At 69.0% G+C, this 12,743-nt stretch carries 9 protein-coding genes; 2 read left to right on the plus strand and 7 right to left on the minus strand.

Features of this window, described 5'->3' with window-relative positions; genetic code table 11:
• Positions 1-2: 2 nt before the first annotated feature.
• From J7U46_RS02950 to J7U46_RS02980, 7 genes are all read right to left on the minus strand, one after another.
• Positions 3-1,208: an erythromycin esterase family protein gene (locus tag J7U46_RS02950; protein WP_282823334.1), complete on the minus strand. Its 1,206-nt coding sequence runs from the start codon at positions 1,206-1,208 to the stop codon at positions 3-5.
• 80 nt (positions 1,209-1,288) lie between these two features.
• Positions 1,289-2,029 (minus strand): arginine N-succinyltransferase, encoded by a 741-nt coding sequence (locus J7U46_RS02955; protein WP_282823335.1) that lies wholly within the window; start codon positions 2,027-2,029, stop codon positions 1,289-1,291.
• Positions 2,026-3,084 (minus strand): arginine N-succinyltransferase, encoded by a 1,059-nt coding sequence (locus J7U46_RS02960; protein ID WP_282823336.1) that lies wholly within the window; start codon positions 3,082-3,084, stop codon positions 2,026-2,028. The genes J7U46_RS02955 and J7U46_RS02960 overlap by 4 nt, the downstream gene beginning before the upstream one ends.
• Positions 3,081-4,091, minus strand: a complete 1,011-nt coding sequence (locus tag J7U46_RS02965) for a helix-turn-helix domain-containing protein (RefSeq protein ID WP_282823337.1) — start codon at positions 4,089-4,091, stop codon at positions 3,081-3,083. The genes J7U46_RS02960 and J7U46_RS02965 overlap by 4 nt, the downstream gene beginning before the upstream one ends.
• Positions 4,078-5,466, minus strand: a complete 1,389-nt coding sequence (locus J7U46_RS02970; protein ID WP_282823338.1) for a YfcC family protein — start codon at positions 5,464-5,466, stop codon at positions 4,078-4,080. The genes J7U46_RS02965 and J7U46_RS02970 overlap by 14 nt, the downstream gene beginning before the upstream one ends.
• 18 nt (positions 5,467-5,484) lie before the next feature.
• Entirely contained in the window at positions 5,485-6,600 is a 1,116-nt protein-coding gene (locus tag J7U46_RS02975; protein WP_282823339.1) for a succinylglutamate desuccinylase/aspartoacylase family protein, read from the minus strand.
• Between the two features lie 12 nt (positions 6,601-6,612).
• Positions 6,613-7,911 carry a cyanophycinase gene (locus J7U46_RS02980; protein ID WP_282823340.1) on the minus strand — a complete coding sequence of 433 codons (1,299 nt, stop codon included), beginning with the start codon at positions 7,909-7,911 and terminating at the stop codon, positions 6,613-6,615.
• 283 nt (positions 7,912-8,194) lie between these two features.
• Here J7U46_RS02980 and J7U46_RS02985 point away from each other — a divergent pair, with 283 nt between their 5' ends.
• Both J7U46_RS02985 and J7U46_RS02990 read left to right on the plus strand, forming a co-directional pair.
• Positions 8,195-10,993, plus strand: coding sequence for a TonB-dependent receptor (locus J7U46_RS02985; protein WP_282823341.1), 2,799 nt, complete (start codon positions 8,195-8,197; stop codon positions 10,991-10,993).
• A gap of 164 nt (positions 10,994-11,157) precedes the next feature.
• Positions 11,158-12,708, plus strand: coding sequence for a hypothetical protein (locus J7U46_RS02990; protein WP_282823342.1), 1,551 nt, complete (start codon positions 11,158-11,160; stop codon positions 12,706-12,708).
• Positions 12,709-12,743: the final 35 nt, after the last annotated feature.

Genomic DNA, 12,743 nt, shown 5'->3' on the forward strand with positions numbered 1-12,743 from the left:
CTTCAGCGCGTCATCTTCACGGGGTCCATGTCGCGGATGTAGAACACGCCATCCCATTGATGGCCGAGGCCCGAGCCTGCATAGGGCATGGAGTAGCCAAACTCCATCTTGCGCTCGGCCAGGCCGGACTTCAGCGGCTGCGGCGCGTTCAGGAAGGCGAACGCGGCCTTGCCGGTTTCAAAGGCCGACTCCAGGCTGCGCGGATAGGCCGGCGGCATCACCTGCACCTCGCCGGAAGCGAACTCCAGGAAGCTGCCCTGCAGCGCCGTGAGGTTGAGCACGTAGTAGTCGCGCCCCAGCTTCTCGCCGAGCACATCGCCGGCGTAGCGGTGCTGGTCGTCGAACCGGACGCCCCGCGCCACGTGGATGGTATGGGCCCAGATCACCGCCTTGCGGCCGGGGTAGAGCTTGTCCAGCTGCCACAGCACGTTCTCGGCCATCTCGTGGTCGCGCTGGTAGTCGCCGCGCCAGAAGTTGACCGCCTGCGCCTGCAGGCCGGCCAGACTGCGGCACAGCAGCTCGTCCCCGCCCGGAGCGGCGCACAGCGTCTGGCGAAGGCGCCGGGCCAGCGCCTCGAACACCTGCTGCTCGGCGGCTGGCGGTGCCTCGCGCTTCATCTGCATCAGCGGGTCGGCCAGGCGCACGAAGAGCGGCCAGTCGGCGGCATCGCCCTGCAGCCTTGCGCGCAGGCGCGGCAGCAGCTCGGCACGGCTGTAGCCGCCGCTCAGCTGGCTGTCGATGCCGGAGAGCAGCAGCGGCCGCGGACCAGCCTGCTGCTCGTCCAGGTAGCGCAGCAGCCCCCGGCCGGCATCGCTATTGGCATACATGTAGAACACGTTGCCGGAGGCCAGCGCATCGAGCTTCTCGCCGCGCTGCATGGCCTGCTGCAGCTGCGCGATGTCGAACACGCCGCTCTCCAGCAGCAGCACGTCGAAGCCCTTTTGCTCATGCAGGTAGCGCAGGAGCCGGGTCTTGAGCTCGAACTCCTGGCGGCCGCCGTGCGTCTGCTCGCCGAGGGCCACGACGCGAGCCCTGCCCACGGCATCGCCAAAGGCCTGCAATTGCGCATCGCTCAGCTCGGCCGCCCGCCCGGCCTCCATGGGCCGCATGCGCTGCCTCACCTGCGCCATCGCCTCGTCGGCGGCCGTTGCCGCCAGCGGCAGCTGCAGCAGCAGAAAAGCTGCCAACAAGGCCCATGTTCTCGTCATCGTCTGCACCCGCTCCTCCTGTGGAGGGCGCAGCATAGGCGGCACGCAACCCGCAGCCGAAAGTCTGCGTCAGCGGCCTGCTAGGGTCGGGCCCGCGACCAGATCGGCCCGGCATCGTCGATGCGCACATGCTGGCTCGCAGCGAACCCGCGCGATCTCAGCACCCGCAGCAAGGCCGGCGGCACGTCGCCCGCCTGCGCCACGGCCGACTGCGCTGCCGCGTCGAGAAAGGACAGGTAGAGCAGCTGGCGCGGCAGCAGGGCTGCCAGATGGCTGCGCCAGGCCTCGCCCATCTCGGCCTGGGCCGCTGCCGGGTCGCAGGGGCAGAAATGCGCGCCCAGGCCCTGCCAGAACGGCGAGCGGCCAGCCGCATCGCGCCAGCCGGCCAGCTCGACCACCAGGCGCTCGCCAAAGCGCTGCGGCGCGGCCGCGATGCGCTCGAACGCGGCATCGATCAGCCGCTGCAGCGCCTGCTGCTGCAGCGCCTCGGGCAGGCCGGGCGCGCAGGCGATGTCGGCCAGCTCGGCATCGCCGGTACGGTCATTGCCCAGCAGCAAGGTGGCCTGGCGCTGGAACAGGCCCAGCTCGGCCGCCGCATGCACGGCCTGGCCCACGTGGTAGCTGTAGCGCGGCAGCGTGAGGCCCAGCTGCTCACGCAAGCGCAGGCAGGCCAGCGCGCGATCATCAGCGTCGACGGCCAGCCACAGGCCCTCGCCCGCCACGGCCGTGTCGGTGTCGACCGGCGCACCGGCCTGGTTGAGCCAGCCAGCCAGGGCCGCCGCATCGGCCGGCACGGCGGCGCGGATCCTGATCGCGTTCATGCCAGGTCCTCCAAGGCCGCAGCGGCCACCGGCGTCACGGTGAGGCGCCCGCCCTCGTCCAGGCCGAGGCGCTGGACAAGTTCGTGGTCGGGCGGCAGCGCCTGCACCACCGTCGGCAAGGCCGCGAGCACGGCGCGAAAGCCCGCGCGGTCGCGCCGCGCTGCCACATGCCATTGGCCCGGGCCCAGCACCACGCTGCCGGCGCGAAGCTGCAGCTCCCGCGCCTGCCTCACGCTGCGCAGCAAGGCCAGGCTGGCCTCGACCGTGGGGCCACCGTCGAAGATATCGACATAGCTGTCGGCATCGAAGCCCTCGTCCAGCAGGATGGAGAACGGCAGCTCGCCCACCGGATGCAGCTGTCCCAGCGCGAACTGCGCGCTTTCGGGCAACAGCGTCACGTGGATCGGTGAATGCGGCATCAGGTCGGCGATGAAGGCCTTGCTGCGGCCGCCTGTCAAGGCCTCGGCCTGCGGATAGTCCATGTTGAAGAAGCGCCGGCCCACGGCATCCCAGAACGGGCTCTGGCCTTGTGCATCGACGAGGCCGGGATGCTCGGCCGCGATGCGCTCGCTGAAGCGCTCGGCGTGCTGGCGGATGAAGAGCAGGCGCGCGCGCGACAGCAGCTGCGGCGCGAGGCCCTGCTCGTAGGCCGGCTCGATGTAGAAGGAAGTCAGCAGCGTGCAGCCGGTCAGGTCGTGGCACAGGTGCAGGGTGTGCATGCGCTGGCTGACTCGCAGCGCCCGTGAGGCATGGACCACGAACTCGTTGCGGTAGCTGTAGAAGCGGTCGTGGAAGCCGGCGCTGGCCGCAATGCCGCTGCAGCCGATCACCCGGCCGGCGCGCACATCCTCCAGCACAAAAAGATAGGTCTCCTCGCCGCTGGCCGCGTCCTCGCTGCCAAAGGCCTGCAGCGATTGCTCGATGCGGGCGCGCAGCTTCTCGCGGTCGTTCGGCAGCGAGCTGATGCCGTCTACCGAGGCGGCGGCCAGGCGCTCCAGCGCCGCCAGGTCGCCGGGCGCCACCGAGCGCAAGAGAAAGTCTTCAGGGCTGCTCATGGCTGCTCTTTCGGCGCGCGTTCGCGCCAGGCTGCGGCCCGCTGGCTGCGCTCGTCGCGCGGCGTGTGGCCGAAATGGGATTTGTAGGCATTGGAGAAATGCGGCCCCGAAGCGAAGCCGCTGGACAGGCCGATCTGCAGGATGGACTGGCTGCTCTGCTGCAAAAGTCGCTGGGCTCGCTTGAGCCGCAGCTCCAGGTAATAGCGCGAGGGCAGCGCATCGAGGTGCTGCTTGAACAAGCGCTCCAGCTGGCGGCGCGACAGTCCGACAAGACGCGCCACATCCTCGGTAGGCAGGGGCTCACTAAGGTTGGCCTCCATCAGGGCCAGCGCCTCGGTCAGCTTGGCGCTGCCGGCGCCCAGGCGTTCGGTGATGGGCTGGCGCTGGCGTTCGGCCGCACCGCGCGCGCGCTCCATGCCGAGCATCAGGGCCAGCTCCTGCGCCACGCGCTCGCCATGCTGACGAGCCGACCAGGCCACGAGCAGGTCCAGCACCGAGGTGCCGCCGGCGCCGCTGAGCATGCGGCCTTCGGCAGCGATTTCCCACACGTGGGTGGACCAGACCACGGCCGGATGGTCCTGCATCGCCGCGTCGGCGAGCGGCCAGGCGATGGTGGCGCGCTGGCCGTCCAGCAGGCCGGCCCCGGCCAGCAGTGCGGCGCCGCCGTCGATGCCGGCCAGCACTGCGCCGGCCGCTGCCTGCGAGCGCAGCGCGTCCAGCAGCCAGGGCGACGCGGGCGCTGCTTCGCCAGCGATCACGAAAAGCAGATGCCAGGCCTCTTGCGGCGCCAGCATGCGGGTGTCCAGCTGCACGCCACCTGCGGCCGCCAGCAGGCCGCCGCTTTCAGACAGCAGCCGGCTCTCGTACCGTGCCTCGTCCTGCAGTTCGTTCAGCGCCTGCAGCACCTCCACCGCGCCGGCCACGGCCAGCAGCGAGCAACCCGGCAGCAGCAGCAGGCCGCAGCAGCGCCGGGGCAAGGCCACCGTGTTCACATCACTGCCAGCCAATCAGGTGCGGAATCGCGAGCAAGGCCAGGGCCATCACCAGGTACAGCCCCTGCAGCGGCAGCATCCAGCGGGCCCACTTGGTCCAGGGAATGCCAGCGAGGGCCAGCACGCCCACCGTGATGCCCGAGGTCGGGATCATCGGCGTGGTCAGCTCGCCGAACTGGAAGGCCAGGATGGCCGTCTGGCGGCTCACGCCCACCAGGTCGGCCAGCGGGCCCATGATGGGCATGGTCAGTGCCGCCTGGCCGGTGCCGGAGTGGATGAAGAAGTTGATCACCGACTGGATCAGGAACATCTTCTGGGCCGAGAAGGTCGGGCTCTCGCTCTGCACATAGGGCACGAGCGCATGCAGCATGGTGTCGACGATGTGGGCGTCGCGCATCACGACCACCGTGGCCTTGGCCAGGGCGATCACCAGGGCCGTGCCGACCAGGTCGCGCGCGCCTTGCAGGAAGGCATTGACCCAGTCGTCCGCCGAGAGGCGCGCCACCACACCCACGCCGATGGCCATCACCAGGAAGAGCGCAGCGATCTTGTCGATGTCCCAGCCGAACTTGACGACGCCGAGGATCATCACGCCGAGGCTGCCGGCGAAGAGGAACAGCACCAGCTTGTGCGTGAGCGTCATGCCGGCGAAGTTGTCGAACTCGGCCAGGTTCAGCGTGCGGCGCTTCTCCAGGTCCATCTCGTAGGTCGGGCTGAGCGTGGGTTGACGCTTGATGCGCGCCGCGTACCACATCAGGAAGGCGATGGTCACCGTGGTCGCCACGAACCAGCAGATCAGCCGGAAGCCTATGCCCGAGAACAGCGGCACGCCGGCAATGCCCTGCGCCACGCCCACGTTGAAGGGGTTCAGGAAGGCGGTGGCAAAGCCGACCTGGGAGCCGACGAAGGGAATCGAGATGCCCACCACCGTGTCGTACTTCAGCGCCAGCGCGAGCGGAATGAAGATCAGCACGAAGGGAATCGCCTCCTCGGCCATGCCGAAGCTGGCCCCGCCCAGCGAGAACAGCGTGACGAAGGCCGGGATGGTGGCTGCGCGCACAAAGGCAGAACGCGTGTGGGCCTTGGCCACCGACTTGATCAGCGAGTCAATCGCCTGGGTCTTGTGCAGCACGTTGAACACGCCGCCGACGATCAGCACGAAGCCGATGATCAGCGCCGCCTCGACGAAGCCCTTGATGGGCGCGATCAGGAGCTCCACCGGCCCTTGCGGGTTGCTGGCGATGTAGCGGAAGGAGTTCGGGTCGATGACCTTGCGGCCATTGAGCATCTGCGTGTCGTACTGGCCGCCCGGCACGAACCAGGTGGACAGCGCGATCAGGGCCAGGAGGCCGAACAGCAGGACGAAGGTGTTGGGGAACTTCAGTTTCATTGCGTCCGGCCCCGCGGCTTACATCGACAGCAGCTTGCCGCTGCGGAAGGCCTTGGCGCCGGCGATCTTGGCGACGCGCATGCCGCGCGAGGCATAGCGCCGCGCCACGCGAGCGAACAGCACGCCGGAGACCGTGGCACGCAACTCGCTGCGCTGGTCGCTCAGCGGGTCGACGATCTCGGCCACCAGCTCGCCCGCCTGCACGGCATCGCCCGGCGCCTTGCTGAACACGATGAGCCCGGCATGCGGCGCCGCGAGGGGCTCCACGCCTTCCAGCGGCGTGGCCTCGCAGCGTGCAGCCGGCATGGCCGGCGCGGGCCCGGCCACGTGGCCCTGGTCCTGCAGCCAGGCCACCAGGGCGGCAGCATCCTGGCGCGCCAGGCCGTCCTCGACCTGGTGCTCGCCGCGCAACTCCACGGTGACGGAGACGCAGGCGTTCGGGATCGGATGGCCGGGCAACTGCTCGGCCAGCTCCCACCAGTGGCGGGACAGCGATTCGTCGAAGGGGTCGTCGCCCGAGACCTTGGCCAGCAGCACGGCCTCGGCGCCCATGCGCGTGGCCAGCTGCATCACCGGCTCTGCGAGCGGCGTGCCGGTGTAGAGGTGCAGCACGGCCTCGTTGTCGCAGTGCAGGTCCAGCACGATGTCGGCATCGGTGGCCAGGGTCTGCAGCAGCTTCTTCAGCGCCTCGGTCTCGGTCTGCGCCTCCCAATCGGCCAGCACGGCCAGGCCCTCGCGGCGGATGGTGGCGACATTGGCCGCCGCATCAGCACCGAGCTTGCCTTGCAGCCGCGCGAGCAAGGGCGGCGTGAGGTGCTTGTAGAGCCGGTTGAAGTTGACGCCGGTGGCCAGGTCGAAGCGGCCGAACAGCGTGCCCTGGATGTCCTGCGCCAGGCCGATAGGGTTGGCCATGGGCACCAGCACGATCTCACCGGCAATCAGCCCGGCGGCATCGAGCTGCTGCAGCTGCTCGCGCAGGTGCTGGGCCACCAGCATGGCGGGGATTTCGTCGGCATGCAGCGAAGCCTGGATGTAGACCTTGCGGCCGCTGGTGGCCGTGCCGAAATGCAGGACCCGCAGGGTCCGCTGGACGCCGGTGCTGGGTGATGGCAGCGCGTGATGCTCGATACGCATTCGTGATGTCTCTCAGGGAGTGGCCGTGATCGGCGAGTAGAAAGGGCGCGTGATTTTGACCGGCTGCACATCCAGCCTCAGGCCCAGCAAGGTGTAGTCGTCGCCACCGGACCAGGCCAGGCTGTCGGCGGCTTTGTAGAGGCGGAACTCGAAACCGAGGTCGGGCTGCGGATCCTGCGGCGATGCGCGCCCACGGAAGGCCAGGCCGCGCAGCTCGGCGTGCGGGCTGTCGATCAGCAGGGTCATGGCGCGCACGATCACATTGTCGGCCAGCATGTCGATGAAGAAGGGCTCGGCCTGGAAGCGCGGCTTGAAGTCCGCCGCCCGCGGGTTGACCTGGGGGCCGGCCAGCTTCTGGCTGGACGGCGTGCTGATGCCGGTGGCGAGGTCGTGGCGGTCGCCATGGTCGAGGTAGCTCAGGCGCACATTGCGCAAGTTGAAGGCACCCAGGGCCTCGTTGCTGCGCGCCTCGCGCAAATCGACCAGCAGGGCGCCGCGCGCCCCTATCACCTCGACCTCAGGGCCGCGCATGACCACGGCGCTGTCTTCCTCCACACCGAGGCCCAGCTTGAGGCCGCGCGCCTGCATCAGCGGCAGGATGCGGCCTATGCGGCCCCGCTTGAGGAAATGCTGGTCGACGAAGACCTCACTCTCGATGAAGCCGAGGCCCCGGTCCCATTCGCGGCCTTCGCGCATGCGGCCTTGCAGCACGGCGATGCCGTCGGGAGCGTCGCGGAACATGGTGCGGCTCATGATGGCAGCGCCCGCGCTGGAGCCGGCCACCACGCCGCCCCGGCGGTAGACGGACCAGATCGCCTTCAGCATCTCGGTCGGCTCGCCGCCGGGCTGCAGCGTGTCGACGATGTACTCCTGCGAGCCGCCGGAGAAATAGACACCCGTGGCGCCCTGCACTTTCTGGATCAGGGCCGGGTCGCTCAGGCTGGCCTTGATGTCCACATCGGCCAGCTTGGGCGCCACCGGGATCAGCTCGGCCACGGCGCCGTGCTTGGCCAGCACCTCGACGATCTGCTCGGCCGCCCGCTGCGGATTGGCTGCCGCCGTGGCGAAGACCGCGATGCGGCTGCCCGGCCCACCCGCCGCCGCAACCACGCGCTGCCAGACGGCGGTGTTGTCGGCCTTCAAGGCGCCGCCGATGGCGATCACGGTGCCACGCGCAGGCTCGGCGGCGACAGTGGCAGCAGCGGCCGGCAGCGGAGCGGCCACGGCCAGCGCCAGCGAAAGCACAGACAGCACAGACAGCAGCGAGCGGCGGCTGAGGCGTGGGAGGCGGGGGCTCAAGAGGTCGGGCATGGCGCCATCTTGGCAGCGGCCCTCAGCCCTCGCCATCGGGAAAGGCCGCAGCCCGCCCCTATCGGGCGGCCGGCGCAATTGCATGTCGCTTTGAAGCAAGGCTGCAACAGGGGTGTCGGCGGCTCATTGCAGGAAAGCGACGCGATCTTGCACGCATGTGACCCTTGCGAAATTACCCGGTAGGCAGCCGGCTTGGCGCGCTCCTAGAGTGAATTGCATTCCAGGTTTTGCCCTCCTCCCCTGTCTCCCTCCCCCTCTCTCTCCAACCACAAGGCTGTTCACAATGACACGACGCAAGTCCGCCCCGTTCGAGCTGCAACGCATGGCCCATGCCGCGCTGCTGATGCTGGCCGCTGCCAGCACAGCCCAGGCCCAGGCTCAAAACCCGACCCCGGACAACAAGCTGGAACGGGTCGAAGTGACCGGTTCCAGCATCAAGCGCCTCGACGGCGAGGCCGCACTGCCGGTCGAGGTGATCAAGCGCGAAGACATCGCCAAGACCGGTGTCACCACCGCCGCTGAACTGCTGCAGAAGATCACCTCCAACGTCGGCGGCCTGACCGACGGCGCCAGCACCAGCGATGTGATGGGCGGCCAGCGCGGCTTCAACGGCGCCAACCTGCGCGGCCTCGGCACCTCGTCCACGCTCGTGCTCTTGAACGGCCGCCGCCTTGCCAACTTCGCCTCGCCCGGCGACAACGCTGGCGTGGACCTGAACAGCATCCCGGCGGGCGCCATCCAGCGCGTCGAGGTGCTCAAGGACGGTGCCTCCGCCATCTACGGCACCGACGCCATGGGCGGCGTGATCAACTTCATCACCCGCAAGGACTACCAGGGCGCCGACCTCTCGGCCTATGTGCTCGGCACGCAGCAAGGCGGCGCGGGCAAGCGCAGCTTCAGTGCTTCAGCCGGCATCGGCGACCTGGCGCGCGACCGCTACAACGCCTTCATCAGCCTGGACCTGCAGAAGACCGACCGCCTGGAGGCCACGCAGCGCGACTTCGTCAAGGAGTACGACCTGCCCGGCCGCCTGCCGCCACAAACCTCCAGCACCACCTTCCCGGCCAACGTGGACCTCTCGACCGCCCAGCTGGCGGCCTTGAACGCCTTCGTGCTGGCCAACCCCGGCACGGCCATCAAGGGCACGAACACCAACGGCACCTGGAATCCGGGCGGCCCGAACTCGGGTGCACGCCGCGTCAATTTCGGCCGCGCCTCCTGCACCGGTGGCGACAACCCGAACTCGGTCGTGCCTGATGGCTTCGGCGGCCGCGAGGGCTGCTCCTACGACTATGTGAAGGGCTCCGAGCTCTATCCCAACAGCGACAAGCGCAGCCTGCTCGGCCGCGCCACCTTCCAGGTCGCCGACGACCACCAGCTGTTCACCGAGGTGCTGCTGGCCCAGGCCAACACCGACTACGCGGCCTCGCCGGCCACGGTGCGCTTCCGCGTTGCCTCCGGCATCAGCCTGCCGACCTCGCTGCAGGCCGTGACCGGCGTCACCGGGCCGCTGGACTTCCGCTTCCGCCTGGAAGACGCCGGCCGGCGCACCAGCCGTGTCGAGAGCGAATCCTCCCGCCTGGTGGCCGGTGCCGAAGGCCGCTTCGGCAGCTGGGACTACACGACGGCACTCAACTACAGCAGCAACAAGGCCACCGACGCCGACCTGTCGGGCTGGGTGTCGTTCAGCAAGCTCGAAGCCGGCATCCGCGACGGCAAGTACAACCCCTTCGTACGCGCCACCGACAACAGCGCCGGGCGGGCCTTCATGGAGTCGATCCGCATCAACGACGCCACCCGTTTCTCCAAGGGCACCTCGACCAGCCTGGACGGCAAGCTGACACGCTCGCTGGCCACGCTGGAGGGCGGCGACCTGATGCTGGCCCTGGGCGCCGAGCTGCGCCGCGAGAAGGTGGAGTTCAGCGCCACCGACGCGCTGAAGGCCAACGACGTCAACGGCGACCGTTCGAGCTCCGGCGCCCTGCTGGCCGACGACAGCCACACCCGCAACGTCAGCGGCATGTTCGCCGAGCTGAGCGCTCCGTTCACCAAGACGCTCGAGGGCCAGTTCGCGATCCGCCACGACAGCTACGGCGGCGTCTTCGATCAACGTACCGGCGTCACCTCGCCCAAGACCAGCACCACCAATCCCAAGCTCGGCCTGAGCTACCGCCCCAGCAAGCAGCTGCTGGCCCGCGCCTCCTATGGCACGGGTTTCCGCGCGCCCTCGGTGTCCGAGCTGTTCCTGCCGGTGCGCTCCAGCACCACCAACAGCTATGTGCGCGACCCGGTCTCGGGTGAAGTGGCGCAGATGCCCATCGACCGCTACTCCAACCCCTCGCTGAAGCCCGAGACCTCCAAGCAGGCCAGCCTCGGCGTGGTGTTCGAGCCCTCGCGCAACTGGAACGGCAGCGTCGACTACTGGCGCATCCGCAAGTCCGACATCATCTCGGACATCGGTGAGGAAACCATCTTCACCAACCCGGTCTACTACAACAACCCGGCCATCGTGGAGCGCGACAGCGACGGCTTCGTCAGCAACGTCGTCGTCACCAAGGAAAACCGCGGCAAGCTGAACACCTCGGGCTTCGACATCTCGCTGGCCTGGCGCGGCGACCAGACCGACTGGGGCCGCTTCGGCGCCAGCGTCTCGGGCACCCTGGTGACCGAATACAAATTCAGCACCGACCCGCGCTCGCCCCTGGTCGACGGTCTCGGCAAGTTCCGCGACGACAAGGCCGTGCAACGCTGGCGCCACAAGGTCAGCCTGGACTGGGAGCAAGGCCCGCTGACCCTCACGCTGACCAACAACTACATGGCCGGCTACCGGGACCAGAACACGCCAGGCCTGGCCGCCGAGGCCTGGAACAACCGCGACGTGTCGGCCTACTCGCTGTGGGACCTGAGCGGTGTCTACAAGTTCTCGCCCGAGCTGCGCCTGCGCGTCGGCGTGCTGAACCTGCTGAACACGGCCCCGCCCTTCACCAACCAGTCGCGTTACTTCCAGGTGACCTGGGATCCGACCTACGGCGACCCGCGCGGCCGCTCGTTCTTCGCCAGCGTGAACTACAGCTTCCGCTGAGCGGCACTGCATAGTACGGCGCTGCGGCCGCCCCACCTGGGGCGGCCTTTTTGTTGGCCGGCTCCGCCATGCAGCCTGACCTGGCCTTGCCGGATCCTGACTGATGGATGATGCGGCCCATGCACCGCTCTCCATCCCCTGCACGCCTGCGCCGACCACGCCGCATGGCCCTTTCCGCGTTCACCAACCAATCCGCCTGTGCCCTGCTGCTGTCGATCGCCGCTGCGGCTGCCGGAGCGCAACAAGCCACGGAACCCGCCACCGGTCCGACTCCGGCCAGGCTTCGCTCCAACGACGCCCTGCTGACGCTGGACTATCAGGCCATCAAGGTGCCGGGCGACCGCGCACTTGATCTGTTGGGAATCCATGCCTACACCCGGGTGCTGGATGGCCTGTACCTGGGCGGCGGCTTCTATGCCCCGGCGCTCAAGGGCGACTACGGCGGCTTCGTCGCTGCCGACGTCGGGCTGCATGTGCGACGTCGGCTGAGCGCTTCGCTGCTTGCCACAGCCGGCCTGTCCTTCGGCGCGGGTGGCGGTGGGCGCAGTGTCGAGCACAGCAAGCTGCTGTCAGGCACCGGCGGCTTGCTGCGCGCCCACGCTGGCCTGGCCTACGACTTCGGCGAGTTCACGCTTGGTGCCGGCCTGTCCCGGATGAAGTTCCGCAAGTCGCTGATCGACGGCACGCAGCTCAATGCCTACGTGGAAATCCCGTTCCGCTACCTGACCGGGCGCCATGCGGACCACGGCCACACCCTCAGCGCCGCCGACGAGGGCCTGGCCCGGTCGCAGATGGGCGAGACCCTGCTGAGCTTCTCGTTCGACAACTACAAGCAGATCGATCCGCAGGGCACGAGCCAGCGCAACATCGGCCTCGCGGACCTGCAGTTCGCGCACTTCCTCGGCGCCGACACCTACTGGTTTGCCTCGCTGGGCATGGGCTACCGGGGCCTGCCGCTGTACAACCAGTTGCTGGGTGGTCTCGGCCGACGCTGGCGGCTGGACGGCGGGCTCACGCTCTACGGCCAACTGGGCCTGGGCTCGGGCGGCTATGCGCCCACGGTGATGGCCACCGGCTCGGGCCTGCTGCTCTATCCACGGCTGATGGCCGAGTACCGGCTGAGCCGCGACCTCGGCCTGGCCGCGACGCTGGGCTACATGGCGGCGCCCGATGGCAGTTCACGCAATGCGAGCTATGGCCTGGCCCTGATCCGGCATCTGGGCTCAGGCTCGGGCTCGGGCTCGGGCGGTGCGACCGCCGGGGCGGGCCGCTATCAGGGGCTGCGCCTGTCGGTGTTCCACCAGAGCGCGGACCAGTTGCGCTACCGCGGCATCGAGCGGCCGGGCTTGAAGATGGTCAGCCTGCAGCTGGACCTGCCGCTCAGCCCGCATCTCTACCTGCCCCTGCAAGCTTCGGGCGCCTACAACGCCTACCTGGGCTATCCGGGCTACGCGGAAATCCTGGCGGGCCTCGGTCTGCAGACCCGCACGGGGCCGGGCGAGCGCCTGCAAGCGTTCGGGCAGTTGCTGGGCGGCGCCAACGTGCATGGCCGCACGCTCAAGGCGGGCGTCGGCCTGCGCTATCTGCTCGACGAGCGGCTCGCGCTGCAAGTGAGCCTCGGGCAGACACGGGCCACCAGCGCCGGCGGTGGACGCTTCAGCGCGAACAACCTGGGCCTCGGGATGGACTACCGCTTCTCGGTGCCCAGCCTCTGAGCGTGCCAGCGAGGCACGGGCAATGTGTGGGCAGG

Source organism: Pelomonas sp. V22, assembly GCF_030014915.1.
Classification (GTDB): Bacteria; Pseudomonadota; Gammaproteobacteria; order Burkholderiales; family Burkholderiaceae_C; genus JAUASW01.